24 protein-coding genes and 1 riboswitch are annotated in these 26,210 nt (G+C 75.2%); of the genes, 12 read left to right on the top strand and 12 right to left on the bottom strand.

Annotated features, from left to right (window positions below; all coding sequences use genetic code 11):
* Positions 1-4: 4 nt before the first annotated feature.
* A complete protein-coding gene (locus BX266_RS25485) occupies positions 5-766 on the bottom strand; it encodes a GNAT family N-acetyltransferase (RefSeq protein ID WP_099903458.1) in 762 nt (253 codons plus the stop codon).
* 77 nt (positions 767-843) lie between these two features.
* Between BX266_RS25485 and BX266_RS25490 the strand changes: the two genes are divergently transcribed.
* From BX266_RS25490 to BX266_RS25505, 4 genes are all read left to right on the top strand, one after another.
* On the top strand, positions 844-1,053 hold the full coding sequence (locus BX266_RS25490) for a hypothetical protein (RefSeq protein ID WP_099903459.1): 210 nt from the start codon (positions 844-846) through the stop codon (positions 1,051-1,053).
* Between the two features lie 57 nt (positions 1,054-1,110).
* Positions 1,111-2,268, top strand: a complete 1,158-nt coding sequence (locus BX266_RS25495) for a M48 family metallopeptidase (RefSeq protein WP_099903461.1) — start codon at positions 1,111-1,113, stop codon at positions 2,266-2,268.
* Positions 2,269-2,348: 80 nt separating this feature from the next.
* Positions 2,349-2,888, top strand: coding sequence for a hypothetical protein (locus BX266_RS25500; protein WP_099903463.1), 540 nt, complete (start codon positions 2,349-2,351; stop codon positions 2,886-2,888).
* Positions 2,885-3,673: an MOSC domain-containing protein gene (locus BX266_RS25505; protein WP_099903464.1), complete on the top strand. Its 789-nt coding sequence runs from the start codon at positions 2,885-2,887 to the stop codon at positions 3,671-3,673. Before BX266_RS25500 ends, BX266_RS25505 begins: the two co-directional genes overlap by 4 nt.
* 7 nt (positions 3,674-3,680) lie before the next feature.
* Here BX266_RS25505 and cobC read toward each other — a convergent pair whose 3' ends face one another.
* Both cobC and BX266_RS25515 read right to left on the bottom strand, forming a co-directional pair.
* Positions 3,681-4,715 (bottom strand): Rv2231c family pyridoxal phosphate-dependent protein CobC, encoded by a 1,035-nt coding sequence (gene cobC, locus BX266_RS25510; protein ID WP_099903465.1) that lies wholly within the window; start codon positions 4,713-4,715, stop codon positions 3,681-3,683.
* Positions 4,712-5,143 (bottom strand): cobalamin biosynthesis protein, encoded by a 432-nt coding sequence (locus BX266_RS25515; RefSeq protein ID WP_259464844.1) that lies wholly within the window; start codon positions 5,141-5,143, stop codon positions 4,712-4,714. The genes cobC and BX266_RS25515 overlap by 4 nt, the downstream gene beginning before the upstream one ends.
* A gap of 266 nt (positions 5,144-5,409) precedes the next feature.
* On the opposite strand from BX266_RS25515, the gene BX266_RS25520 reads away from it, so the two are divergent.
* From BX266_RS25520 to BX266_RS25530, 3 genes are all read left to right on the top strand, one after another.
* Entirely contained in the window at positions 5,410-6,297 is an 888-nt protein-coding gene (locus tag BX266_RS25520; protein ID WP_099903467.1) for an alkaline phosphatase family protein, read from the top strand.
* A gap of 6 nt (positions 6,298-6,303) precedes the next feature.
* Positions 6,304-7,608, top strand: coding sequence for an MFS transporter (locus BX266_RS25525; protein ID WP_099903469.1), 1,305 nt, complete (start codon positions 6,304-6,306; stop codon positions 7,606-7,608).
* 74 nt (positions 7,609-7,682) lie between these two features.
* Complete coding sequence (locus BX266_RS25530; protein ID WP_259464845.1) at positions 7,683-8,765, top strand: TolB-like translocation protein; 1,083 nt, start codon at positions 7,683-7,685, stop codon at positions 8,763-8,765.
* Positions 8,766-8,772: 7 nt separating this feature from the next.
* Here the strand turns inward: BX266_RS25530 and BX266_RS25535 are convergent, their stop codons facing one another.
* Positions 8,773-9,240, bottom strand: a complete 468-nt coding sequence (locus BX266_RS25535) for a GbsR/MarR family transcriptional regulator (RefSeq protein WP_399170439.1) — start codon at positions 9,238-9,240, stop codon at positions 8,773-8,775.
* A gap of 91 nt (positions 9,241-9,331) precedes the next feature.
* Between BX266_RS25535 and BX266_RS25540 the strand changes: the two genes are divergently transcribed.
* Both BX266_RS25540 and BX266_RS25545 read left to right on the top strand, forming a co-directional pair.
* Positions 9,332-10,252: an ABC transporter ATP-binding protein gene (locus tag BX266_RS25540; protein ID WP_099903471.1), complete on the top strand. Its 921-nt coding sequence runs from the start codon at positions 9,332-9,334 to the stop codon at positions 10,250-10,252.
* The gene (locus BX266_RS25545) at positions 10,249-11,853 is read left to right on the top strand and encodes an ABC transporter permease (protein ID WP_099903473.1); all 1,605 of its coding nucleotides are present in this window, start codon (positions 10,249-10,251) and stop codon (positions 11,851-11,853) included. The genes BX266_RS25540 and BX266_RS25545 overlap by 4 nt, the downstream gene beginning before the upstream one ends.
* 28 nt (positions 11,854-11,881) lie before the next feature.
* On the opposite strand, the gene BX266_RS25550 is transcribed toward BX266_RS25545, so the two are convergent.
* A complete protein-coding gene (locus tag BX266_RS25550) occupies positions 11,882-12,358 on the bottom strand; it encodes an OsmC family protein (protein WP_099903475.1) in 477 nt (158 codons plus the stop codon).
* Positions 12,359-12,385: 27 nt separating this feature from the next.
* Complete coding sequence (locus BX266_RS25555; protein WP_099903477.1) at positions 12,386-13,021, bottom strand: GntR family transcriptional regulator; 636 nt, start codon at positions 13,019-13,021, stop codon at positions 12,386-12,388.
* Between the two features lie 151 nt (positions 13,022-13,172).
* Here BX266_RS25555 and BX266_RS25560 point away from each other — a divergent pair, with 151 nt between their 5' ends.
* Complete coding sequence (locus tag BX266_RS25560) at positions 13,173-14,867, top strand: DUF4190 domain-containing protein (RefSeq protein WP_099903479.1); 1,695 nt, start codon at positions 13,173-13,175, stop codon at positions 14,865-14,867.
* A gap of 41 nt (positions 14,868-14,908) precedes the next feature.
* Positions 14,909-16,075: a DUF4190 domain-containing protein gene (locus BX266_RS25565; protein WP_099903481.1), complete on the top strand. Its 1,167-nt coding sequence runs from the start codon at positions 14,909-14,911 to the stop codon at positions 16,073-16,075.
* A gap of 57 nt (positions 16,076-16,132) precedes the next feature.
* Here the strand turns inward: BX266_RS25565 and BX266_RS25570 are convergent, their stop codons facing one another.
* The 6 genes from BX266_RS25570 to BX266_RS25595 form a co-directional block, all read right to left on the bottom strand.
* Complete coding sequence (locus BX266_RS25570; RefSeq protein ID WP_099903483.1) at positions 16,133-17,521, bottom strand: cobyrinate a,c-diamide synthase; 1,389 nt, start codon at positions 17,519-17,521, stop codon at positions 16,133-16,135.
* Between the two features lie 4 nt (positions 17,522-17,525).
* The gene (cobO, locus tag BX266_RS25575; RefSeq protein WP_099903485.1) at positions 17,526-18,122 is read right to left on the bottom strand and encodes a cob(I)yrinic acid a,c-diamide adenosyltransferase; all 597 of its coding nucleotides are present in this window, start codon (positions 18,120-18,122) and stop codon (positions 17,526-17,528) included.
* 6 nt (positions 18,123-18,128) lie between these two features.
* On the bottom strand, positions 18,129-20,129 hold the full coding sequence (locus BX266_RS25580; RefSeq protein WP_259465147.1) for a putative cobaltochelatase: 2,001 nt from the start codon (positions 20,127-20,129) through the stop codon (positions 18,129-18,131).
* A gap of 44 nt (positions 20,130-20,173) precedes the next feature.
* Positions 20,174-21,721, bottom strand: a complete 1,548-nt coding sequence (locus tag BX266_RS25585; RefSeq protein ID WP_099903487.1) for a cobyric acid synthase — start codon at positions 21,719-21,721, stop codon at positions 20,174-20,176.
* Positions 21,722-21,830: 109 nt separating this feature from the next.
* Positions 21,831-22,778, bottom strand: a complete 948-nt coding sequence (locus BX266_RS25590) for a cobalamin biosynthesis protein (protein WP_099903489.1) — start codon at positions 22,776-22,778, stop codon at positions 21,831-21,833.
* Between the two features lie 33 nt (positions 22,779-22,811).
* A riboswitch (cobalamin riboswitch) is annotated at positions 22,812-22,948 on the bottom strand.
* Positions 22,949-23,041: 93 nt separating this feature from the next.
* A complete protein-coding gene (locus BX266_RS25595) occupies positions 23,042-25,297 on the bottom strand; it encodes a cellulose binding domain-containing protein (RefSeq protein WP_180290607.1) in 2,256 nt (751 codons plus the stop codon).
* Positions 25,298-25,519: 222 nt separating this feature from the next.
* Between BX266_RS25595 and BX266_RS25600 the strand changes: the two genes are divergently transcribed.
* Positions 25,520-26,194 (top strand): helix-turn-helix transcriptional regulator, encoded by a 675-nt coding sequence (locus BX266_RS25600; RefSeq protein ID WP_099903493.1) that lies wholly within the window; start codon positions 25,520-25,522, stop codon positions 26,192-26,194.
* Positions 26,195-26,210 lie beyond the last annotated feature (16 nt).

The following is a 26,210-nucleotide window of genomic DNA, read 5'->3' on the forward strand; positions in this document are numbered from 1 at the left end:
CGCCTCACATCCGGACGAAGCCGTGGGTGCGCCCGACCGCCACGAACCCCCGCCGGGCGTACCACTGCTGGGGCCAGTCCTCGGCGTCCGCCACCAGGAAGCGCAGCCCCCGCGGCGCGCGTTCCGCGGCCAGCCGCAGCGCGGTGGCGAGCACCGCGTCGGCCAGGCCGCGGCGCTGCCGGTCCTCGGCGGTGGCGAGGTCCTCGATCTGCGCGGTGCCCGCGGCGTCCTGGTACAGGTCCGCCCAGGACCCGATCTCGCCGTCGGCGTCCCGGGCCGCCAGCGTCAGCACCCGCTCCGCGCCCGCCACCCGGGCGGTGCGGCGGTTCACCAGCTGGGCGATCGACTCCTCGGACGCCCACGGCAGCCAGCTGCGCCACTGCCGCTCCAACGCGGGGGCCAGTTCCGCCAGTTCGACCTCCGCCGCGCCGCCGCCGGCCGGCACCGGGCCCCGGTGCACCATCACCACCTCGGCCTCGTGCCGGTACCCCGCCGCCACCAGGCCCGGCGCGAGCGCCGCCCCCGAGGCGTCGTCGAACACCGAGATCCGCCGGTGCCGCAGATGCCCCAGCACCTGCTCGGCCAGCCCCGCCACGTCCACCCCGCTCGGCGGTGCGTCCAGCAGCAGCTGGTTGTGCTCGTGCGAATACTCGAACCGCTCGCTCAGCACCCCGAACCCGCCCGGTACGTCGACCACCTCGGCGGCCTGCCGGCGGGCGAAGCGACGGCGGAACTCCAGTGCGACCCGCAGGTCCTCCTCGAACATCCCGCCATGGTAGGCCGACCCCGCCGAGCGGCCGCGGAGGTTTCCGGCTCGACCCTCCGGCCCGGGGAGACCGGAGGGTGACGGGCACGGACGGCGACGGGCTGACGGCCCGTTACGCCGAGACCATCGGGCGGCCGGACGACGCAGAGCCGCGCGGCTGGATCCTGCGCCGCCTGGGGGAGCAGTACCGGGGCCTGCCGGCGCGGATCAACGGCTGGCCCGAACCGCCGGTGCCGGCGCCGGTCCTGGCCTGGTTCACGGCCGCGCTGCGCGCCACGGCGTGGTGACCGGCGCGGTGGAGCGGGAGCCGGTGCGGTGAGCGCCCGGGGCCCTACCCTGGGGGCATGACCGACACCGCGTCCGTCGACGCCGACTTCACTCCGGAGGAAGTGGCCCGCGGCCGCGCGTTGCGCCGGGCCCAACTGCCGTGGGCGCTGGGCGGGCAGCTGGCCTCGCTGGCGCTCACGGCGGTGCTCGGCTTCACCGCCGCCGGGGCGGGTCTGGTGACGGCGGTCGGCGGCTGGTTCGGCGGCAGTTGGGCGGCCCAGGTGCTGGCCGGGGCGGCGGTGCTGGTGCTGCTGGGCCGGGTGCTGACGCTGCCGTTCTCGGCCCGGGTCCGAGTGGCGCGGTCCGGGTTCGGCCTGGTCACCCAGGGCTGGGCCGGCTGGGCGGTGGACGCCGCCCGGGGCACCGCCGTCACGCTGGCGCTGTTCCTGCCGGCGGCGCTCGGCCTGTACGCGCTGATCGGGTGGTCGCCGGGCCGCTGGTGGGTGCCGGGCGCGGTCGCGGCGGCGCTGCTGACGGTCGCGCTGTCCTTCCTGCACCCGCTGGTGTTCGAGCCGCTGTTCAACCGGTTCTCGCCGCTGCCGGACGGCGAACTGCGCAGCGAGCTTCTGGAGTTGGCCCGCCGCGACGGAATCCCGGTGCGCGAGGTGCTGGTCGCCGACGCCTCCCGCCGCACCACCGCGCTGAACGCGTACGTCTCCGGCTTCGGCCCGTCCCGGCGGATCGTGGTCTACGACACCCTGCTGTCCACCGCCGAGCAGCGCGAGATCGAACTGGTCGCCGCCCACGAACTCGGCCACGTCAAGCACCGGGACGTGGCCACCGGCACCGTGCTCGGCGCGCTCGGCGCCGCCGTGGTGGTGCCGGTGCTCGCCGCGCTGCTGTCCTGGCGGCCGCTGCTGGACGCGGCCGGTGCGGCGAACGCGCAGGATCCGCGCTCGCTGCCGCTGCTGGCTGCCCTGGCCGCCCTGCTCGGTGCGGCGAGCGTGCCCGCGCAGTGCGCCGTCAGCCGCCGGATCGAGGCCCGCGCCGACCGCCACGTCCTCGAACTGACCGGCGACGCGGAGCAGTTCGTCGCCATGCAGCGCCGTCTCGCGGTCGCCAACGTCTCCGACCCGTACCCGCCGCGGGCCCTGGAGCTGCTGCTCGCCACCCACCCCAGCGGCGGTCGCCGGATCGCCGCCGCCCGTGCCTGGCGCGCCGCCCACCCGGCCTGAGCGCGGAAACCCACTGGCGGCCCGGGCCGTCGGTCGGTGAGAATCCGGCAGCATCGCCGCACCACCGGAGGGAGCGCCCCATGACGGCCCGTCCGCTGCTGATGCTGGACGTCGACGGCCCGCTCGCCCCGTACGTCGGCAGCCCGTACCGCCGCCCCGAGGGCTACCTGACCCACCGCGTCGACTCGCGCACCTGGCGGGAGCGGCAGCGCGCGGCGGGCGTGCGCAACCCGAAGCCGCTGCGGGTCTGGCTGCACCCCGGGCACGGGCCCGCGCTGCTGGCCCTGCCGTACGAGCTGGTCTGGGCGACCACCTGGAAGGACGAGGCGAACGAGCACCTGGCGCCGCTCCTCGGGCTGCCCGAACTGCCGTACGTGGACTGGCCGTCGATGCACCAGGGCGACCCGGACGGGCTGCACTGGAAGACCCGCCACCTGGTCGCGCAGGCCGCCGGGCGGCCGTTCGCCTGGGTCGACGACGAGATCGAACCGCGGGACACCGAGTGGATCGCCGCCCACCACCCCGCCCCGGCGCTGACCCTGACCGTCGACCACCGGTACGGGCTGCGGCCCGCCGACTTCGCCGCACTCACCTACTGGGCCGGAAGGATCGAGAGTTGAGAGTCGCCGCACTGCACCGCCACCCCGTGAAGTCGCTGCTCGGCGAGGAGGTCCCGCGGGCCAGGATCGACGTCCACGGCCTGGACGGTGACCGCCGCCGCGCCCTGCTCGACCTGACCACCGGCCGGATCGCCAGCGCCAAGGAACCGCGCAGCTGGCGGCGGCTGCTGACGCTGCGGGCCGAGAGCAAGGACGACGGGGTGCGGATCACCGGCCCCGACGGCGCCGAACTCGACGAGGCCGCGCTCGGCGCCCTGCTGGAGCGGCCGGTCCGGCTGATCGAGCAGCCGCCGCCCGGCGCGACCCTGCGCAGGTCCGTCCCGGAACAGGTGCTGGCCGCCGGGATCGACGCCGAAGTGGAGTACACCGTCCAGGAGTTCGGCCGCGCCGCGGCGCCCGGCAGCTTCTTCGACTTCGCCCCGCTGCACCTGGTCACCACCGCGACCCTGGCCGGCGCCCCCGCCGCCCGCTACCGCCCCAACCTGGTGCTGGACGGCGACACCGAACCCTTCGCCGAGAACGGCTGGGTCGGCCGCGACCTGCACATCGGCCCCGACCTGCGGCTGCGCCTCATCGCCGCGACGCCCCGCTGCGCCGTCCCCACCCTCGCCCACGGCGACTTCCCCGCCGACCCCGAGGCGCTGCGCCGCCCCGCCCGCCTGAACCGGGTCCGCCCGCTCGCCGGCATGGACCCGCTGCCCTGCCTCGGCGTCTACGCCCAGATCCTCACCCCGGGCACGGTCGAGGTCGGCGACCGGGTCACCGTGCACGGGGATCCGGCCTGACGGCTCCTCAGAGCGCCGCGGCGAGCGCCGCGAGGAAGCGGTCGGTGGTCGCCGGGTCCCGGACGGCCAGGCGCAGCCAGTCGGGTCCGAGGCCGGGGAAGGTGTCGCCGCGGCGGACGGCGAAGCCGGCGGTGCGCAACCGGTCGCGGACGGCGGCGGCGCCGGGCAGTTCGATCAGCACGAAGGACGCGGCGGGCTCGCCGTGGACGCGTACCGCGGGCAACTGGGCCAGGCCCTTGAGCAGGTGCTCGCGGTGCTCGGCGGTGGTCCGGGCGGCGGCCTCCGCCTCGGCCAGCGCCGCCGGGGCGGAGCAGAGTTCGGCGGCGGTCAGGGCGGGCGTGGAGACCGGCCAGAGCGGCTGGGCGGCGGAGAGTTCGGCGACCAGCGGGGCGGGTGCGAGCAGGTAGCCGATCCGCAGGCCGGCCAGGCCCCAGGTCTTGGTGAGGCTGCGCAGCACCACCACCCGGCCGGGCAGCTCGCGGGCCCCGGCCAGGGTCTGGGTCTCGCCGGGGTCGGTGTCGATGAACGCCTCGTCGACCACCAGGGTGCGGCCGGGCCGGGCCAGCTCGGCCAGCTCGGCGGCCGGGTGGAGGACGGAGGTGGGGTTGGTGGGGTTTCCCACCACCACCAGGTCGGCCTCGGCGGGGACGTCCGCGGCCCGCAGCCGGAAGCCCTGATCAGGTGTCAGCAGCACCCGGTGGACGGTGTGCCCGGCGTCCCGCAGCGCCGCCTCCGGTTCGGTGAACTGCGGGTGCACCACCACCGCGTGGCGCGGCCGCAGGACCCGGGCGAGCAGCACGAACGCCTCGGCGGCGCCGGAGGTCAGCAGCACCTCCGCGGCCGGCCGGCCGTGCCGGGCGGCGACGGCGGCGCGGGCGGCGGCGCCGTCGGGGTAGGCGGCGAGCGAGTCGAGGGTGGCGGCGAGGCGGGTGCGCAGCCAGTCGGGCGGGGTGCCGGTGCGGACGTTCACCGCGAGGTCGACCAGCCCGGCGGAGCGGACCTCGGCGTCGCCGTGATGGCGCAGATCGGGCTCCTGGTTCACCTGTTGTCCTCCTGGGGCTGGTGCGCGAGCGCCGCGACCGCGACGGTGGCCGAGGCCGAGGCCGTCCGGGGCGCCAGCAGCCGTCCGCCGGGGCCGGCCGAGGCCAGCGCGGCGGCCTCGGCGACGCTCGGGGTGCCGACCGCGGCGGCCACCCGGGCGGACCGGGTCGGGACCTCGACGGCGGCCAGCCCGGCGGCCGGATGGCCGACCAGCGGCACGTCCAACTCCTGTGCGGCGGCCCGTAGTCCGGGCTCGAACAGCTTGGCGTCCAGGGTGGCGAGCAGGGCCACCCGGGTGCGGTCGAGGCCGAGTGCGGTGAGCGCCGCGTCCGCGGTGCGGAGCAGTTCGGCGGCCGGGGCGCCGCGTCGCAGACCGACGCCGAGCACCACCCGGGCGGCGGGTGACAGCGCGTCGGATCCGCCCGCCACGCCCGGCCCTCCCGTCCGCTGTCCGCCTGCGCCGGTCGTGCGCGCCGGGCCCTCAGGATCCCACCATGTCGGTCCGAGCCGGGTCAATCGGGACAGGTGTGAGACGCACCGCTCCGCTGGCCGAAAAGCGTCGACGGTCCAAGTTGCACAGCCAACCGTTCGCTTGGTCTTCACCTGTCAAAAGCTTCGACGGCCACCGCCCGGCCCTAGGGTTTCCGGCGCTCCAACACCCTTGTCCCGCAGATTCCTTGCCCCGGAGGACTGTCATGACCGTCCAGCTCGGCAGCCGCGCCAAGCGTCGCCTGACTGCGATCGGCAGCACCGTCGCCCTCACCGCCGCGTCCCTCGGCCTGTGGGCCGCCACCGGCTCCACCGCGCAGGCCGCCGCCCTGCCGGCCCCCGACCACGTGATCGTGGTCGTGATGGAGAACCACGCCTACAGCCAGGTCGTCGGCAGCTTCAGCGCCCCGTACCTGAACAACACCATCAAGGCGGGCGGCGCCAACCTCACCCAGTCGTACGGCCTGACCCACCCGTCGGAGCCGAACTACTACATGCTGTTCTCCGGCTCCAACCAGGGCCGCACGGACGACAGCTGCGTCGGCGTCGGCTCGATCTCCGCGCCCAACCTGGCCTCCGAGCTGATCGCCGCCGGCAAGACCTGGGCCAGCTACAACGAGACCCTGCCCAGCCAGGGCTCGACGGTCTGCTCCAGCGGCAAGTACGCGCAGAAGCACAACCCGTGGTTCGGCTTCTCCAACGTGCCGACCAACACCGCGTACACCTTCGCCCAGTTCCCCACCGACTACACCACGCTGCCGAAGGTCTCCTTCGTGGTGCCGAACCTGTGCAGCGACATGCACGACTGCTCGGTGAGCACCGGCGACACCTGGATCAAGAACAACCTGGGCGCGTACGCCACCTGGGCGCAGACCCACAACAGCCTCCTGGTCGTCACCTTCGACGAGGACAACAAGCTGTCCGGCAACCGGATCCCCACCCTGGTCTACGGCCAGCACGTGATCCCGGGCTCCAGCACCGCCACCACCTACAACCACTACAACGTGCTGCGCACCCTGGAGGACCTGGCGGGCCTGACCGCCCACGCCGGCAACGCCGCCTCCGCCTCCGACATCACCGGCATCTGGAACTGACGCCTGATGTACCTCGCGGACGCCCGCTCCACCAAGAGTGACCGCGCCGCGGCCGTCGTCCCGGGCACCCGCCCGGGGCGGCGCGCCGCCGTCCCCGGCACCGTGCTCGCCCTGGGTGCGGTCAGCCTGGTCACCGACGTCTCCTCCGAGATGGTCAGCGCGGTCCTGCCCCTGTACGTGGTCGCCGCGCTGGGCCTGTCCCCGCTCGGCTTCGGCCTGCTCGACGGCATCAACAACGGTGTCGGCGCGCTGGTCCGGCTGCTCGGCGGCCACCTCGCCGACCGCGGCGGACGCGGCCACAAGCTGGTCGCCGGGCTGGGCTACGGCCTGTCCGCGTTCTGCAAGCCGCTGCTGCTGTTCGTCCACACCCTCCCGCTGATCAGCGGCGTGCTCGCGATCGACCGCACCGGCAAGGGCCTGCGCACCGCCCCCCGGGACGCGATGATCTCGCTCGCCACCGAGCCCGAGCACCGCGGCCGCGCGTTCGGCGTGCACCGCGCGATGGACACCACCGGCGCGCTGATCGGCCCGCTGCTCGCCTTCGCGGTCCTCCGGGTCGCCGACGACCGGGCCGAACGCACCAGCTACAGCGCGGTGTTCACGGTCTCCGGCTGCGTCGCCGTGCTCGGCGTACTGCTGCTGGTGCTGTTCGTCCCCGCCCGGATCACCCGCCCCGGCGCCGCCGCCGACACCCCGTCCGGCCCCCGGCCGACCCTGCGCGACGCGCTCGCCCTGCTCGGCCGGCCCGAACTGCGCCGGCTCACCCTGGCCGCCGTCCTGCTCGGCCTGACCACGGTCAGCGACTCCTTCCTGTACCTGCTGCTGCAGCGCGAACTCGGCCTGCCCGCGCACCTGTTCCCGCTGCTGCCGCTCGGCACCGCCGCGGCGTTCCTGCTGCTGGCCGTCCCGCTCGGCACGGTCGCCGACCGGATCGGCCGCCGGGTGCTGTTCCTGCTCGGCCACGCCGTCCTGCTGGGCGGCTACGCCGTGGTGCTCTCCCCGCTGCGCGGCGGCGCCGCCGCGGTGGTCGTCCTGCTGCTGCACGGCACCTTCTACGCGGCGACCGACGGCGTGCTCGCCGCCGCCACCGCCGCCACCGTCCCCGACGGCCAGCAGGGCGCCGGCCAGGCCCTGGTCGGCACCGGACAGGCCCTCGCCCGGTTCGCCTGCTCGCTCGCCTTCGGCGCCGCCTGGTCCCTCTGGGGCGGCCGCACCGCGCTGGCCGCGACCGCCGCCGCCCTCGCGGTCGCCGCCGTCGCCGCCACCGTCCTGCTCCGCGACCCGGGTGCCCCCGCCCGCGCCGCCGACTGACGTCCCGCCACCTCTGCCCGCCCGCGCCCGCCTCTTCCCACCCGCCCGCACTTCCCGCCCGGAGGGCTCCTCCCATGACCGCTCCCGCGACCGTCGACCCCGTCTCCGAGACGCCCGAGCCCGGGACGGACGGCGGCCCGTCCGTCCGCCGCAAGCTGCTGGTGCTGGTGATCGCGGTGCTGCTGCTGGCCGGCATCGGCACCGGCGCGGTCCGGTACGCCGCCGACCGGTCCGGGCGCCGCGACCAGGAACAGGCCGGCGGGCCGCCGGTGCAGGAGGGCCCGGTCACCCTCGCCCCGACGGGCCGTCAGCTGCTGATGCGCAACCTCGCCTGGGGCCCGCACCGGGACGAGGTCACCGCCGTGCCCGCCGCCGACCCGGACGGCCCGCGCACCGCGTCCGGCGTGAAGTGCCTGCGCTTCTTCGCCGCCGCCGGCACCGGCGTCTGCCTGCAGGCCGAGCACGGCGCGCTCGACGACACCTACCACGCGTCGGTGCTGGACTCCTCGCTGCACGAGGTCAAGCGCTTCCCCGCCCCCGGCATCCCCAGCCGGGCCCGGGTCGCCCCGTCCGGGCACCTGGCCGCCTGGACGGTGTTCGTCAGCGGCGACTCCTACGCGGGCACCGACTTCTCCACCCGTACCGCCATCGTCGACACCCGCACCTGGCAGTTCTACGACAACCTGGAGACCTTCCAGGTGATCCGGGACGGCCGCGCCGTGCAGGCCTCCGACACCAACGTCTGGGGCGTCACCTTCGCCGACGACAGCACCTTCTACGCCACCGTCGCCACCGGCGGCCGGACCTACCTGGTCCGCGGCGACCTCCCCGCCCGCACGCTCACCACCCTGCACCAGAACGTCGAATGCCCGTCGCTCTCCCCGGACGGCACCCGGATCGCCTACAAGAAGCGGGTCGAGGGCGCCGACCCGGCCGCGCCGTGGCGGCTGTACGTGCTGGACCTGGCCACCATGGCCGAGACCCCGACCGCCGAGCAGCGCAACATCGACGACCAGGCCCTGTGGTCCGACGCCCGCACCCTGATGTACTCGCTCCCCGGCGACTACGGCTCCGACCTGTGGACCGTCGCCGCGGACGGCACCGGCGCCCCCGCCCGGCTGGTCCGCTCCGCCGTCGCCCCCGCCTACCTGGGCTGACGGGCCGTCAGGCCTGCCGGGCGCGCCAGCGCTCCATCATCTGCGCGAGCTCGACCCGCAGGAAGGCGAAGAACTCCAGCGACTCGGCGAGCCGGCGGCCGGCCGGGGTGTCCGGGCCGAGCGCCTCCACGCCCTCGGCGAGGCCGGCCTCCCAACGGACCAGGGTGCGGTCGCTGTTGGCGGTCGCCTCGTACCAGACGTGGTCGTGGAGGCGGTAGCGCTCGCGCCGGGAGCCGGGCTCGCGCTCCCGGCCGACCAGCTCGACCTGGGCGAGGTAGCGCACCGCGCCGGACACCGCGGCGGGGGAGACCTGCAGCAGCTCGCCCAGTTCGGCGGCGCCCAGCCGCCCCGAGTCGGCGGTCAGCAGGGCACTGAACACCCGGGCCGGCATCCGCGGGAACCCGGCCTCCACCAGCACCGTGGCGAACCGCTCGACGAACTCGCCCACCACGGCCTGATCCCGCTCGCCCGCCACACCCACCACCTCGCTCACGTGCCCCGCGCGCCGACAACCCGGCTGCTTCAGTAACTTCACGGATTTGTGAAACAAGAGTAGCGTCGTTCCCATGACAACCGCCATCTCGGTGTCCGGCCTGGTGAAGACCTTCGGCCGCACCCGCGCCCTGGACGGCTTGGACCTGACGGTCGAGCAGGGCGAGGTCCACGGGTTCCTGGGGCCCAACGGCTCCGGCAAGTCCACCACCATCCGCGTGCTGCTCGGCCTGCTGCGCGCCGACTCCGGCGCCGTCACCCTGCTCGGCGGCGACCCCTGGCACGACGCGGTGCCGCTGCACCGCCGCCTCGCCTACGTGCCCGGTGACGTGACGCTGTGGCGGAACCTCTCCGGCGGGGAGGCCATCGACCTGCTGGCCCGGCTGCGCGGCGGGCTCGACCCCGCCCGCCGGGCCGCGCTGCTGGAGCGATTCGAGCTGGACCCGACCAAGAAGGGCCGCAGCTACTCGAAGGGCAACCGGCAGAAGGTCGCACTCGTCGCGGCGTTCGCCTCCGACGTCGACCTGCTGATCCTGGACGAGCCGACCTCGGGACTGGACCCGCTGATGGAGGAGGTCTTCCGGGAGTGCGTCGCCGAGGCCCGCGACCGGGGCGCCACGGTGCTGCTGTCCAGTCACATCCTGTCCGAGGTCGAGGCGTTGTGCGACCGGGTGTCGATCATCCGGGCCGGCCGCACCGTGGAGACCGGCACCCTCGCCGACCTGCGGCACCTCACCCGCACCGCGATCGACGCGGAACTCACCGGCCCGCCGCCGCGCCCCGCCTACGTGCACGACCTGACCGTCGACGGCCACCGGCTGCGCTGCCAGGTCGACACCGACCGGCTCGGCGACCTGCTCACCGAACTCAACGCCGCCGGCGTGCGCACCCTGACCAGCCGCCCGCCCACGCTGGAGGAGCTGTTCCTGCGGCACTACGAGAGCGGCCCCGGCGAGCACGGCACCGACGAACCGTCACCGGTGGCCGTCCGATGAGCGGCTACGCGCTGACCGGCACCGGCACCCTCTACCGGCTCGCACTGCGCCGCGACCGGATCGCCCTCCCGGTGTGGGTGTACGTCGGCACCGGCATGGTCGCCTCCACCGCCTTCTCCTTCCGCAAGCTGTACGGCGACGAGGCCGCCCGCCGGACGTTCGCCGCGGGCATCGACGGCAACGGCTCGCTGCGCGCCCTGTACGGCCCGATCTTCGACGGCTCCACCCTCGGCGGTCTGACCGCCTGGCGGATGGGCGTCTTCGGGACGGTGCTGGCCGGGCTGATGTCGACGCTGCTGGTGGTCCGGCACACCCGCGCCGAGGAGGAGGACGGCCGGCTGGAGCTGATCGGCGCGGGCGCGGTCGGCCGCCGCGCCCCGCTGACGGCCGCGCTCGCCGCCGCGCTCACCGCGAACGCGGCACTGGCCGCCCTGGTCGCCGCCGCGCTGCTGGCGGCGGGTCAGGCCACCGCGGGGGCCGTGGCGTTCGGCCTGGCCCTGGGCGCGACCGGCCTGTGCTTCGCCGCGCTGGCCGCGGTCGCCGCGCAGCTCGCCGGGACCGCGCGGGCCGCGAACGGCCTGGCGGGCGCGGCGATCGGCGCCGCGTTCGTACTGCGCGCGGTCGGCGACTCCGGCGACGGCGCGGCCTGGGTGAGTTGGCTGTCGCCGATCGGCTGGTCCGAGCAGGTGCGGGCGTTCGCCGGGAACCGCTGGTGGGTGCTCGCGCTGCCGCTGGCCGGGGCGGCGCTGCTCATCCTGCTGGCCCGCGCCCTGGTCGAGCGCCGCGACCTGGGCGCCGGACTGCTCCCGCAGCGCCCCGGCCCCGCGACGGCCGCGCCGGGCTTCGCCGGCGCCGCCGCGCTGGCCCGCCGCCTGCAGCGCGGACCGCTGCTCGGCTGGACGCTCGCCTTCGCCGCGGGCGGCGCGGTGTTCGGCGGCGTCGCCAAGGGCGTGGTGGACCTGGTCGGCGACAACCGGCAGATGACCGACCTGATGGCCAGGCTGGGCGGGCAGCAGGGCGTGCTGGACGCCTACCTCTCCACCGTCGCCTCGGTGTTCGGGATGACCGCCGCCGTGTACGCGGTGCAGACGGTGCTGCGGCTGCGCGCCGAGGAGAGCGGCGGTCGGGCCGAACCGGTGCTGGCCGGCGCCGTCTCGCGGCTCGGCTGGGCCGCCGGACACCTGCTGTTCCCGCTGCTGGGCAGCGCCGTGCTGCTGGCCGCCGCCGGGGTGGGCGCCGGACTGGCCGAGGGCGCCGCGCTCGGCGACGGGACCGGCCCCGCGGTGGGCCGGATGCTCGGCGCGACCCTGGTCCAGCTCCCGGCGGTGTGGCTGACCGCCGCGGTGGCACTGGCCGTCTACGGCCTGCTGCCGCGCTGGGCGGCGGCCGGCTGGGCGGGCTTCGCCGTGTTCGTGCTGGTCGCCTGGCTCGGCCCGATCCTGCAGCTCGACCAGTGGGTGCTCGACCTGTCCCCGTTCAGCCACCTGCCGCACCTGCCCGGCGGGCAGGTCGAGGCAGCGCCGCTGGTCAGGCTCACCGCGCTGACCGCGCTCACCGCCGCCGCCGGCCTCGCCGGGCTGCGCCGCCGCGACCTCGGCTGACGCCTCCGGCACCGTTCCCGACGGTCCGTCAGGCGTCGGTGCGCACCGTCACCACCGGCTCGTGGCGGACCGGGAAGTTCACCGAGGAGGCGATGAAGCAGTCCCGGCCGGCCGGCCCGTGCAGGGCGAGGGCCTGCTCGCGCATCGCCTCCTCGGCGATCTCCACCCGCGGCCGGAGCACCGCCTCGGTGAAGCTCCCGCCGTTGCCGGAGGTCCGCATGAAGCCCTCCGCCTCGTCGGTGTAGCCGAGCACCACCACGCCGTTCACCGCGCAGTGGTGCAGGTACGACAGCATGTGGCACTGGGCGAGCGCGGTCAGCAGCAGCTGCTCCGGGTTCCACCGGGTGCGGTCGCCGCGGAAGGTCGGGTCGGAGCTGCCCAGGATGCTCGGCAGGCCCTCGGCGGACACCTCGTGGGCGCGGGAGTACGACCGGTAGTGGTCCGTCCCCGTGCCGAGGTTGCCCGTCCAGTCGACCCGGATCGCGTAGTGGTGGTCGAGCGCCATCGGTTCACTCCTCAGTCGGTCAGTCGGTCAGTCGGTCAGTCGGTCGGCCGCACAGGTGTCCAGGACGTGCCGGCGGGCGGCGTCCGCGGCGGCCGCCGGGTCGCCGGCGGTGATCGCGGCGAGCAGCTCGCGGTGCTGGGCGTCCACCAGGTCGGTGCGGTCGGGGGCGCGCAGCGACCGCAGGGTGGAGACCTGGATCTGGTCCCACAGCCGGTCCAGGGTGTGCAGCGCCACCGGGTTCGCCGCCAGTTCGGCGACCCGGCGGTGGAACTCCCGGTTCAGCCGAACCCCCTCGGTCAACCGGCCGTCGGCGGTGGCCCGGTGGGTGCGGTCCGCGAGTTCCGCCACGTCCGCCAGCTCGGCCGGGGCGAGCCGTCCGGCGCGCTGCCGCTCGGCCGCCAGCTCGGCGGTCAGCGCCTCCAGCGCCGCCCGCACCCGGTAGACCTGCGCGAGCTCCTCCGCCGCCAGCCGCACCACCTGCACGCCGCGCCCGGCCGTCGACAGCAGGCCGTCCGCGGTCAGGGCCCGGAACGCCTCGCGGACCGGGGTGCGGCTCACGCCGAGGGTCTCGGCGACCTCCACCTCGGCCAGCCGGGACCCCGCCGGGTAGCTGCCGTCCAGGATCAGTTCCCGCAGGCGTCGGCGGGTGCTCTCGGTCTGCACGGCAGCAGCGTACGTCTCTGCATGCATTGCATGCAATCGCCATGTGCATGGTGCATGGCGATGGTGGGGGAACTCGTTGGGAGACCGGCGGGCCGGTCCGCTATATTCGCGCAGCCGCCGAACTTGATTCACTCCCAGGGGGGAACCACCCATGTCGTTCGAGCAGGAACGCTCCGGGGAGGACCACCCGGAAACCGGGGCGGCCGAGCCCCGCCCGAGCCACTCCCTGGAGAAGCGCCCCGAGCCTGCTGCCGCCGAGGCCGTGGCCCCCGCGGCTCCCGCCGCCGAGCCCGACGCGTCCACCCCGTTCGCACGGCCGGACGCCACCGGGACCCCGGCTCCGGCGGCTCCGCAGGACCGGCCCGGGCCGAGCCACTCCCTGGAGAAGCGCCCCGAGCCCGCTGATCCGGAGGACCGGCCCGGGCCGAGCCGGCTGCCGGCGAAGGGCCCCGAGTCCGCGCATGCCGAACCTGCCGGGGCCGCGCCGTTCGTGCGGCCGGACGCGACCGAGGCTCCGGCGCCGCCTGCTCCGTCGGACCGGCCCGTGTCGCAGGAGCCTGCCAACCCGTGGGCCGTCGCCGCCCCGTCGCCCGTGGCCGCCGCCCCGGGGCCCGTGCCCGGCCCCAACCCGTGGGCCGTCGCCGGCACCCAACAGCCGTGGGGGAGCGGCGCGTTGCCCCCGCCGGCCGCCGGAGCGCCGGGCGCCCCGGGCTGGGGTGCCCAGCCCGGGTTCCCCGCGCAGCCCGGCTACCCCGGCTACCCGGCCGGTCCGCAGGCGCCGCGCTCGCTCTACACCAACGGGCTGGCGATCGCCTCCCTGGTGACCGGTCTGATCTGCTGCGTGGGCTTCATCGCGATCGGCCTGGGCATCGGCGCGCTGAAGCAGATCAAGCGCACCGGCGAGCGCGGCAAGGCGCTCGCCGTCGTCGGCATCGTGACCGGCTCCATCTGGCTGCTGGTGATGGCGCTGTTCCTCGCCTTCGGCGACTTCAGCGGCGACTACGAGTACGACGACGGCTACGACTCGCCGAACTCGACCAGTACCCACACTTCGGCCGGCGGCAGCGGCAGCGAGCCGCTCAACTCGCCGTTCGTGCTGATGGTCGGCCAGTGCTTCGACGACAGCCAGCCGCTCCGTCCCAAGGTGGTCGACTGCGCCGTCAAGCACGACGGCGAGGTCTTCTGGACCGGTCAGGCCGCGGAGGCCGGCGCCGACTACCCGGGCGACGCCGTGCTGCGGGCCGAGGCCGACCGGCAGTGCCTCGACCACCTGGACAGCTACGTGCTCGACACCTGGTCGCTCCCGGAGGAGGTCGGGTACAAGTACTTCTACCCGGAGCGGATCTCCTGGAAGCGGACCACCGGCCGACGCATCGTCTGCTTCCTCGCGAACACCGACAAGTCGCTGCTCACCGGCTCGTTCCGCACCGACCTGAGCAAGCTGACGCCCGACCAGAAGCAGCTGCTGGACGCCGCGAACCCGTACGACCGGGCCCTGAACGCCGCCCCGGACGAGGACATCGAGATCGAGGACGACCCGGCGGCCTACCGCGCCTGGGCCCGCAGCATGGCCACCGCCTCCACGGAGCTGACCGGCAGGCTGACGAGCGCGAAGTGGAACCCCGCCCAGCAGGGCGCGGCGAACGACCTGGCGGCCGAGATCAAGGTGGCCGGCCAGCACTTCCGGGCCGCCGCCGACTCCAAGGACGACGCGACGCTCCGCCGCGAGCTGCGCACCGCCACCGACCACCTGGGCATGGACCAGATCACCGAACTGCGCCGCGAACTCGGCCTCGGCACGCTCGACGAGGAGCCCGCCAAGCACTCCTCCGGCCAGACCGTCTGACGCGGCGCCACACCGAGCTGTTCCCGAGGGGGGAAACACCGATGTCGCTCAGCAGAGAATCAGCACAGGAACAGGAACAGGAACCGGGGTCGGGCCCGGGCGCCGGACCGCCGCCGGCCTACGCCGAGTACCCGAACCTGGTGCAGCCGGCGGCGGCGGACGTCCGGAACACCCTGGCGATCGCCGCGATGGTGACCGGCCTGCTGTTCTTCGTCGGATTCGTCGGCATCGCCCTGGGCGTCGCCGCGCTGCGGCAGATCCGGCGTACCGGCGAGCGCGGCCGGGCGATGGCGATCACGGGCATCGTGGGCGGCGCCGTCTGGCCGGTGATCCTGATCGGCACGCTGATCGCCCCGAGCCCGGACCAGCAGGACCTGGACCGCTACGGCAACCCGGTGCCGGCGGCGTCCCGGCTCTACGGCACTCCGCTGCCCAGCACGCGGCCGGACGCCCGGCTGGAGCTCGCCCAGGGCGACTGCTTCAAGGAACTGAACGGCAACCCGGCGACCGTCACGGGCTGCGCCAAGGAGCACCAGGGTGAGGTCTACTGGACCGGGGAGTCGGACACCCTCGGCTCCGCCGCCCCGAGCGAGGCCCAGATCGAGGCGGAGGCCCGCCGGCTCTGCCTGGAGCATCTCGACGGGTACGTGCTCGACACCTGGGCGCTGCCGGCCACCGTCTCGCTCGACCACGCCGCCCCCGGCGCGCGGTCCTGGCAGGACCCGTCCGGGCGCCGCTTCGTCTGCTTCCTGTCCGGCGAGGGCAAGCCGCTCATCGGCTCGCTGCGCACCGACCTGGGCAAGCTGACGCAGGACCAGAAGCAGTTGCTGACGGCCACCGGCCGGTTCGGCCGGATGTGGTACCGCAAGCCCCCCGGGATCCGCGGTGTCGCGGACGACCCGACGGGCTACCGGACCTGGGCGAACTTCCTGTCGATCGGTGCCAACGCGCAGGCCACGGACCTGCTCGCGGGGGTGTGGCAGCCCGCCCAGCAGGCGGACGTGGACCGGCTGGTGGCCGAGTCGAGGACGGCCGCCGACCACTTCGCGGCGGCCGGGCGGGCCGCCGACCTCGGCTCCCTCGCGCAGGAGCTGGAACTGGGCTTCCAGCACATCGGCGAGGAGCAGGTCGACCGGCTGCGCCAGTCGCTCGGCCTGCCGGCCGGCGCGCCGAACTCGGACTGGCGGCCCGCGGCGGTCACCGTCTGACGGCCGCCCGCCGGGCCGGGTCGTGACGATCCGTCACCACCCGGCCCCGCTGTCCGTTCACTCGCCGGCGGCGGCCCGCGAAGCGGCGTGGGCGGCGGCGTGGCGGACCAGCCGGGCCGGGAGTTCGGGGGCACCCGTCCAGTGCAGGTGCAGGTAGGAGGCGTGCACCGAGCCGTGCAGGTGGCCCTCGGTGTGCGGGCCGGCGGGGGTGCGCCAGGCCCAGGCGGGGGACGGGCCGGCCGCCGGGTCGGTGGTGGTGCGGTGGAACTCGTGGCCGCGCACCCGGGAGCCCGCCGCGGCCAGCGGCGAGTCGGCGAGCGCCACCGCCTCCCGGTAGCCGAGGGTCAGCCGGGAGGTCATCCGGGCCGTCGCGTCGAGCACGCCGCACATCGGCAGCCCGTCCAACTCCCGCCCCAGGTAGAGCAGTCCGGCGCACTCGCCGACCACCGGCGCGCCGCTCGCGGCGAGGGCGGCGACCGCCCGGCGCAGCGCCGCGTTGGCGCTCAGCTCGGAGACGTACACCTCGGGGAAGCCGCCGCCGATCACCAACGCCGCGGTCCGCTCCGGCAGTTGCTCGTCGTGCAGCGGGTCGAAGGCGACCACCTCGGCCCCGGCGGCGGTCAGCAGCTCGGCGTTCTCCGCGTACGAGAAGGAGAAGGCCGCGCCGCCGGCCAGCGCGATCCGGGGCCGGGGTCCGGCCACCGGTTCGACCTCCGCCGCCGCGTCCCACGGCCCGGCCGCCAGCGGCGGCGCGGACCGGGCCAGCGCCAGCACGGCGTTCAGGTCGACGGACCCGGCGACCAGCTCGCCCATCTCGCGGACCGCCCGCACCGCCTCGGCGGAGCGTTCCACGGCCGGGACCAGGCCCAGGTGCCGGGACGGCGTGTCGACGGCGCCGGCCCGGCGCACCGCGCCCAGCACCGGTACCCCGGAGCCCTCCTCCAGGGCCTCCCGCAGCAGCGTCTCGTGCCGGTCCGAGGCCACCTTGTTGAGGATCACCCCGGCGAGCCGGACCTCCGGGTCCCAGGACGCGAAGCCGTGCACCAGCGCCGCCACCGAGCGGGACTGCGAGGAGGCGTCCACCACCAGCACGACCGGCGCCCGCAGCAGCTTCGCCACCTGCGCGGTGGATGCCAGCTCGCCGCGCCCGGCCGCTCCGTCGTACAGGCCCATCACGCCCTCGACCACCGCCACGTCCGCCCCGGCCGCGCCGTGCGCGAACAGTGGGGCGATCCGCTCCGGGCCGCTCATCCAGGCGTCCAGGTTGCGGCCCGGGCGGCCGGCGGCCAGCGCGTGGTAGCCGGGGTCGATGTAGTCCGGGCCGACCTTGTGCGGGGAGACCTTCAGCCCGCGCGCGGCCAGCGCCGCGATCAGGCCGGTGGCCACCGTGGTCTTGCCCGCGCCGGAGGACGGCGCGGCGACGACGATCCGAGGGATGCTGTTCAACGGACTACCACTCGATACCGCGCTGGCCCTTGCGGCCCGCGTCCATCGGATGCTTCAGCTTGGTCATCTCGGTGACCAGGTCGGCCAGTTCGAGCAGCGGCTCGGGCGCGTTCCGGCCGGTCACCACCACGTGCTGGCTGCCCGGGCGGTCCCGCAGCACCTCGACCACCTCCGCCACGTCGATCCACCCCCAGTGCAGCGGGTAGGTGAACTCGTCCAGCACGTAGAACCGGTAGGTCTCGGCCGCCAGGTCGCGCTTGACCTGCTCCCAGCCCTCCAGCGCCGCCTCCTCGGAGGACTCGATGTCGCGCTGCACCCAGGACCAGCCCGAGCCCATCTTGTGCCAGGCCACCATGCCGCCCTGCCCGGACTCGCCGAGCACCCGCAGCGCGTTCTCCTCGCCGACCTTCCACTTCGCCGACTTGACGAACTGGAACACCCCGATCGGCCAGCCCTGGTTCCAGGCCCGCAGCGCCATGCCGAACGCCGCCGTGGACTTCCCCTTGCCCGGCCCGGTGTGCACCGCCGTGATCGGCAGCGTCCTTCGCTGACGGGTCGTCAGACCGTCGTCCGGGACGTTCTCCGCAACTCCCTTGGGCATGTCGGCTCAAGCCGCCTTTCGCATCATCGTCGAACGGGTCTCCCGCACCAGCGAGGCCACACCCTCGGCCCGCAGCTCGTCCAGGCTCACCGCGTCACCGTTCAGGTGCGCGGCCAACTCCCGGGCCAGGCCCAGCCGGACGGGGCCGGACTCGCAGTCCAGCACCACCGAGGCCACGCCCTGCGCGGCCAGCAGGCCGGCCGCCCGGCGCGAGCGCGCCAGCGCGTCCTTCGCCCCGGTCGCCCGGCCGTCGGTCACCACCACCAGCAGCGCCCGCCGGTCCGGGTCGCGCAGCCGCTCCACCCGCAGCACCTCGTGCGCCCGCAGCAGACCCGCCTCCAGCGGCGTCCGCCCGCCGGTCGGCAACTGCTCCAGCCGGGCCGCGCCCACCTCCACCGAGGAGGTCGGCGGCAGCGCCAACTCCGCGGCCGCGCCCCGGAAGGTCACCATGCCGATCTTGTCGCGCCGCTGGTAGGCGTCCATCAGCAGGGACAGCACCGCGCCCTTCACCGCCGTCATCCGCTGCCGCGCCGCCATCGACCCGGAGGCGTCCACCACGAACAGCACCAGGTTCGACTCCCGCCCCCGGCGCACCTGTTCGCGCAGGTCGTCGCGGCGCAGCAGCAGCGCCCGCCCGGTCCGGCCGCGGACCGCCTGGTGGGGCGCCGCCGCGCGCAGCGTCGCGCTCAGGTGCAGCCGGGACAGCTTCCCCCGCGGCCGGCGCGCCCGGATGGTGTGCCCGGCGTCCGTCTCGGCGGGCGAGCGGCGGCCCTGCGCGCCGCGGCCCGTCCCGTCGACCCTGAACAGCCGGGTCCGGTACGGCTGGTCGGCCGCCACCGGCGCCGACTCCCGTGCCCCGCCCGGTCGTTGCCGCGGCGGGGCGGCGGGGGCGTCCGGCTGCTCGGTCGAACCATCCGGCGCGGAAGGCCCGTTGGGCTCGGAGGGCTCCGGTGCGCCACCGCCGCCCCCGCCGTCGGGGCCGCCGCCCGGGCCGCCGTCCGGACCGTCGTCCTCCGGTCCGTCCTGCTCCGGGCCCTGGTGCTCCGCCAGCGTGCGGTCCAACTGCTCCTCGTCCAGGCCCGGCGCGTCGAACGGGTTGCGCCGCCGCCGGTGCGGCAGCGCCAGCTGCGCGGCCTTGCGGACGTCCTCCTCCAGCACCTCGGTGCGCCCGGCCCACGCGGCCAGCGCCACCGCCGTACGGGCCATCACGATGTCCGCCCGCAGGCCGTCCACCTCGAACGCCGCGCACACACCGGTGATCTGGCGCAGCGCCAGATCGGACAGCTGCACGCTCGGCAGCAACTCCCGTGCGGCGGTGATCCGTTCGGCCAGCTCGTCCTCCTGCTCGGCCCACCGCCCCGCGAAGGCGGCCGGATCGGCGTCGTAGGCCAGGCGGCGGCGCACCACCTCGGCGCGCTCCTCCGCGTCCCGGGTGGCCGCGATCTCCACGGTCAGGCCGAACCGGTCGAGCAGCTGCGGCCGCAGCTCGCCCTCCTCCGGGTTCATCGTGCCGACCAGCAGGAACCGGGCCGCGTGCCGCACCGACACGCCCTCGCGCTCCACGTACGAGCGGCCCATCGCCGCCGCGTCCAGCAGCAGGTCCACCAGGTGGTCCTGCAGCAGGTTCACCTCGTCGATGTACAGCACGCCGCGGTGCGCCTTCGCCAACAGGCCCGGCTCGTACGCCTTCACGCCCTCGGCGAGGGCCCGCTCCAGGTCCAGCGAACCGACCACCCGGTCCTCCGAGACGCCCACCGGCAGTTCCACCAGGAACGCCGGCCGGTCCTGCCCGGCCGCGCCCTCGTGCGGGCCGTCCGGGCACTGCGGGTCCGCCGCCGCCGGGTCGCACGCGAACCGGCAGCCCGGCACGGTGGCGATCGACGGCAGCAGCCCCGCCAGGGCGCGCACCATCGTCGACTTCGCGGTCCCCTTCTCACCCCGCACCAGCACCCCGCCCACCGCGGGCGACACCGCGTTCAGCAGCAGCCCCAGCCGCAGGTCGTCCATCCCCACGATCGCCGTGAACGGGTAACGGGCATCGGTCAGTCCAGTCACTTCGAACCCTCCATCTCCACCGGGGCCGGGGCCCCGGGCGGCACGAACGGCAGTCCCGCCGGCGCCCCGTTCTCGATCAGCTTCCACAGCGCGTCGGTGTCGGCGTGCTCCGCCACCAGGTCGCCCAGGGCGTCCAGCCGTTGCTCGCGCGCCGCCGCGAAGGAGGTGTCAGGGGCGGGCACGAAGGCCCGGCCCGCCGCCCGCGCCGCCTCCGCCAGGAACACCCGGCGGAACGCGTCGTTCTCCAGCACCCCGTGCCAGGTCGTCCCCCACACCGCCCCCACCCGGCACCCGTCCAGGGCGTTCCCGGCGGCGTCCGCGACGAACACCTCCCCGCCGGACACCTCCACCACACCGTGGTGGATCTCGTACCCCTCCACGCGTTCCCCGCACGCGAACCCGGTCGGCCGGGCCAGCACCTTCTCCGCCCCGAACACCACCCGGGTCGGCAGCAGTCCCAGACCGTCCACCGCGCCGGCCCGGGACTCCACCTCGTCGACTATCTCCCGGCCCAGCATCTGGTAGCCGCCGCACACCCCGAGCACGGGCAGCCCCGCCGCGACCCGCGCCGCCAACGGCTCCGCCAGGCCCTGCGCGCGCAGCCACGCCAGGTCGGCGACCGTGGCCCGGGTCCCCGGCAGCACCACCAGGTCCGCGTCCGCCAGCTCCTCCGGACGGGTCGCCCAGCGCACCAGCACGCCCGGTTCCTGCGCCAGCGCGTCCACGTCGGTGAAGTTCGACAGCCGGGGGAACCTGACCACCGCGACCCGCAGCACCTGGGCCCCCACCGGGCCGCCCGCGGCCGGCCGCTGCGCCACCGACGCCAGGTCCAGCGAGTCCTCCGCGTCCAGCCACAGGCCCTGCAGCATCGGGAAGGTTCCCAGCACCGGACGGCCCGTCAGCCGGCGCAGCATCTCCAGGCCCGGCGCCAGCAGCCGGGCGTCCCCGCGGAACTTGTTGACGAACCAGCCCGCGATCAGCGACTGGTCCTCCGGCGAGAGCAGCGCCAGGGTGCCGAACATCGAGGCGAACACGCCGCCGCGGTCGATGTCCCCGACCACCACCACGGGCAGCCGGGCCGCCGAGGCCAGGCCCATGTTGGCGATGTCCCGGTCGCGCAGGTTGATCTCGGCCGGCGAGCCCGCGCCCTCGCACACCACCACGTCGAACCGCGCCCGCAGGTCCGCCAGGCACTCCAACGAGCGTTCCAGCAGCACCGGTTTGCGCTCCCGGTAGTCCAGCGCCCCGACCTCGGCCACCGCCCGCCCGAGCAGCACCACCTGGCTGCGCCCGTCGGCCCCCGGCTTCAGCAGCACCGGGTTCATCGCCGCCTCCGGCGCCACCCCCGCCGCCTGCGCCTGCATGGCCTGCGCCCGGCCGATCTCCGCCCCGTCGGCCGTCACGAAGGAGTTCAGCGACATGTTCTGCGCCTTGAACGGCGCCACCCGCACGCCCTGCCGCAGCAGCCAGCGGCAGATCCCCGCCGTCACCACGCTCTTTCCGGCATCCGAGGTCGTACCGGCCACCAGCAACGCGCCGCTCACGGCAGGACTCCTTCGGCGAGGGGGACAACAACGAGGGGAACGACAACGAGGGGCACTGGGCGGGGGACGGCGAGAGCGACGGCAGCAGGGGAGGACGCGCGCGGGGCGGTCACCGGCGCCGCGCGCGGCGTGCCAGGGCCACCGTCCGCGCCGCGACCGTCACGCCGAGGGCGAGGGCGCCGACCCGGCGGGAGAGCCGGCAGGCCCGGTCGATGTCGGGAACCCCGACGGGCGGCAGTCCCGCGCCGAGGACGGGCCGGTGCTCGACGCGTTCGCCGTACTGCAGGGTGCCGCCGAGCTGCACGCCGAGCGCTCCCGCGAAGGCGGCCTCGGCCTGCCCGGCGTTGGGGCTCGGGTGCGCGGAGCCGTCCCGCCGCCAGACCCGCCAGGCGCGGGCGGGGGAGTCGGCGGCGGTGACCGTGAGCAGCGCCGTCAGCCGGGCCCCCGGCCAGCCGGCGACGTCGTCGAGCCGGGCCGAGGCCCAGCCGAAGCGGAGGTGGCGGGGGGACTTGTGCCCGACCATCGCGTCCAACGTGTTGACGGCCCGGAACGCCAGCAGCCCGGGGACGCCCGCCAGGCCGCCCCAGACCAGGGCGTTGACCACGGCGTCGGCGGTGTTCTCGGCGACCGACTCGACCACCGCCCGGGCGATCTGCTGCTCGTCCAGGCCGGACGGGTCGCGCCCGCACAGGTGCGGCAGGCGTTCCCGAGCGGCCGTCAGATCGCCGTCGGCCAGCGAGCGTCCGACGGTGCGGGCCTCCCGGGTCAGCGACGTCCCGCCGAGGACGGTGAAGGTGGCGGCGGCGGCCAGCCCGGCGGCGGTGGCCGGTGAGCGGCGGACCGCGGCGGACAGCAGCGCCGCCCCGCCCGCGACCGCGCCGACGGCGAGCGCCGTGTACGCCGCTCCGGCGGCCCGGTCGTCGCGCCACAGCCGCCGCTCCAGCCGGGTCGCGGCGGCGCCGAACAGGGCGACGGGGTGGCCGCGCCGGGGATCGCCGAACCGGGCGTCCGCGAGGTACCCCGCGATCGCGCCCACCAGGTACGGGGCAGCCCGCATGGCGTCGTTGTCCTCACTCAGGGTCCGCGCCCTGGATCGACGGAACGAAGGCCAGAGTCTCCTGACTTCCGGTCACCCCTGCGCGGGGTTCCGGTCACAGTGGCGGGACCGCGCCGGACTCGCACCGGCTTCCTCTGTTTACCTCCGTTTGGCCCGAAGATCCCACCACGCCCGCTTCGGGCCAGTCAACCGAGGCGGCGGAGGGGTTGGTCACACGCGGGCGGGGTCCCGCCGAGCGGGCCGGCGGGACCCCTGAGGGGCGGTCAGGGCGCGTACACGGTGGGCCGCGGCGCGGTGGGCATGCCGTTGCCGAGGAAGAAGCTCGGGTGCGGCGGCTGGTTGTAGGCGGTGTTCTGCCAGGCGATCGCCTCGCGGTACTGGACGTCGTGCATCAGCGTGGTGATCCGCAGGTCGGTGGGGGCGGGGGTGGCGTAGATCCGCAGCGCCCGGTTGTCGGTGGTGGCCCAGACCGCCTCCTCCCGCCAGTCGCCGAACAGGTCGGCGGTCAGCGCGGGGGTGGCCTTGGTGCCGTTGTCGGAGTGCACCCCGGACGCGGTCAGCAGCCGGGTGTCCGCGCCGGTGCCGTACTTGTCGATGTGGGTGCCGTCGAGCAGTTCGCGGACCGGGTCGCCGTCCCACCAGATGGTGAAGTTGGCGGAGCCGGGCTTGCGGCCGACGTTCTGGCCCTGCGCGCTGTAGAGGCCGGTGACGGCGGAGGACCAGGACTCCGCGCCGGGGCTGCCCGCGTACACGTCGTCGGAGACGCCGCGCCCGTTGTCGCAGGTGCAGTCGGGCTGGTGCCACAGGATCCGGCCGGTCCTGGCGTCGGCGAACCAGGCTGAGTACTTGTCGGTGCTCTCGTCGACCTTGAACTCCTCCAGCCCGGGCCGGCTCGGGTCGAGGTCGCCGACGTGCATCGCGTCGCCGTGCCCCTGCCCGTTGTTCCACAGGCCGTGCCCGTCGTCGTCGACCGCCATCGAGCCGTAGACGATCTCGTCCTTCCCGTCGCCGTCCACGTCGGCGACGGCCAGCTGGTGGTCGCCCTGACCGGCGTAGGAGCTGTTCCCGGAGGCGTTGGAGTCGAAGACCCACCGCTCGGTGAGCTTGCCGTCGCGCCAGTCCCAGGCGGCGATCACCGTCCGGGTGTAGTAGCCGCGCGCCATCACGATCGACGGCCGCTTCCCGTCCAGGTACGCCGTGCCGGCCAGGAACCGGTCGACCCGGTTGCCGTACGAGTGGCCCCAGGCGGAGACCGTTCCGCGCGGCGGGTCGTAGGTGACGGTCTGCAGGGCGGCGCCGGTCCGCCCGTTGAAGACGCTCAGGTACTCCGGGCCGGACAGCACGTAGCCCGAGGAGTTCCGGTAGTCGGCAGTGGCGCTGCCGATGGTCCGCCCGGCGCCGTCGACGGTGCCGTCCGCGGTCTTCATGACCACCTCGGCCTTGCCGTCGCCGTCGTAGTCGTAGACCTGGAACTGCGTGTAGTGCGCGCCGGAGCGGATGTTGCGGCCGAGGTCGATCCGCCACAGCCGGGTGCCGTCCAGCTCGTACGCGTCGACGACGGTGTCGCCGGTGTATCCGGACTGCGAGTTGTCCTTGGCGTCGGTCGGTGACCACTTGAGGACGAACTCGTAGCTCCCGTCGCCGTCCAGGTCGCCGACGCTCGCGTCGTTGGCCTCGTAGGTGTAGGACCCGCTCGCGTTCGACCCGCCCGGCGGCGGCGAGATCGGCACGTCCCGGTAGCCGTCGGCGAATCCGATCGAGGCCGCGGACGCGGCCTGCTCCGTCCCGTTCACCACCGCGCGCACCGTGTACGAGGCGCCGGCCGCCGCACCGCTGTCGAGGTAGTCCGTGGCACCGGTCAGCGGCGCGGAGTTCAGCCTGGTCCCGTCGCGGTACACGTTGAACGCCACGCCGTCCGGGTCGGTGGCCAGCCACCGCCAGGAGACCAGGTTCGCGGAGCCGCTGCGCACCGAGACCACCCCGCGGTCCAGCTTCTCCACCTGCCGGCCCTGCCCGGCCGGCGGCGGGGTGGTCGCGGTCGGGCTCGCGGTCGGGCTCCCGGTCGGCGACGGGCTGGTGGTCGAACCACCCGTGCAGAGCGTGCCGTTGAGAGTGAACGCGGTCGGGACGGTGGTTGCGCCGGTGCCCGGCACCGAACCGTTGAAGCCGAAGCTGACGGTGCCTCCGGTGGCGACCGAGCCGTTGTAGCCCAGACTGTTCGCGGTGACCTGGCTGCTGCCGAGCATCACGTCGGCGTTCCACGCCTGGGTCACCTGCTCGCCGCCGCCGAAGGACCACTTCAATGACCAAGCGGCCACCGCGTCACCGAGGTTGGTGATCTGCACGTCGGCCCCGAAGCCGCCCTGCCAGGCGTTGGTGATCGTGTAGTCGACCCGGCAGCCGGCCGCGGCGGCGCCCGCCTGCTGCTGGACCGCCCAGGTCGCGCCGACCGCGAGCAGCCCGCCGGCCAGCAGCCCGGCGAACGAGCGCGCCGTCCGTCCTCTGCGGTGTCCCGCCATCATTCCTCCAGGGAGTCGAGTGGTGCCTCCCATGGGAGCGAGCCCGCCGCGGATCCGGCCAGCGCGAGGACGGGGCGGACGCCCTGACCGTGCCGTAGGTCCGAAACTTTCGCGCCCTGCGCGGCGTGGTGGGTTCACCCAGCCGGAGCGCACCGCGACCGGCCGCGGTTCGTGTCATCTGCGGCTGGGGGCGCCCCCGCCCCGGCCCTAGCGTCGGAAGGCATGCGACGCAGACAGCCGCCGGCCGCCGCCCCGGTGCCGTTCTCCCCGGTCGCGGCCCGCGCCCACCGGACCGCTCTCGGCCTGACGCCCGATCAGGTCGCCGAAGGGCTGGCCGCCCACGGCGTCCGCCTGCTCCCCGGGCACGTCGCCGGCTGGGAGGACGGCCGCATCCGCCCCACCGAGGACCAGCTGATCGCCCTGGCCCGCACCCTCTGGTGCCCGCCCGCCCAGCTGATGGGCACCGCCCCGGCCACCCTCCGCGACCACCGGATCGCCCGCGAACTCACCCAGGACCAGGCCGCCCGCCTGCTCGGCCTCTCGCTCGCGACCTACCGGCAGACCGAGGCCACCGGCCGGTGGACCGGCAGCGAGGACCAGACCCGCCTGCTCGCCCACGTCCTCGGCCTCGACCTGCCCACCCTGGTGCACCTCACCGGTCGCACCGCCGACCTCGACGCCCGCCTCCGCCAGGTCGTCCAGGGCCGCTGGCAGGCCCAGCTCCGCCCCATCGCCCGCCTGGTCCCCGTCGACCCCCCCACCCTGGAACGCGTCCTCGCCACCCTCCAGTCCGAACACCACACCCCCACCTCCTGGGGCGCCACCCCCACCACCACCCCCACCCGCCCCGAACCCACCCCCCGCTTCTGGCAACTCCTCGCCACCGAACTCGCCTGACGCCCGGCCTTACCGC

The organism is Streptomyces sp. TLI_171 (genome assembly GCF_003610255.1).
GTDB lineage: Bacteria > Actinomycetota > Actinomycetes > Streptomycetales > Streptomycetaceae > Kitasatospora.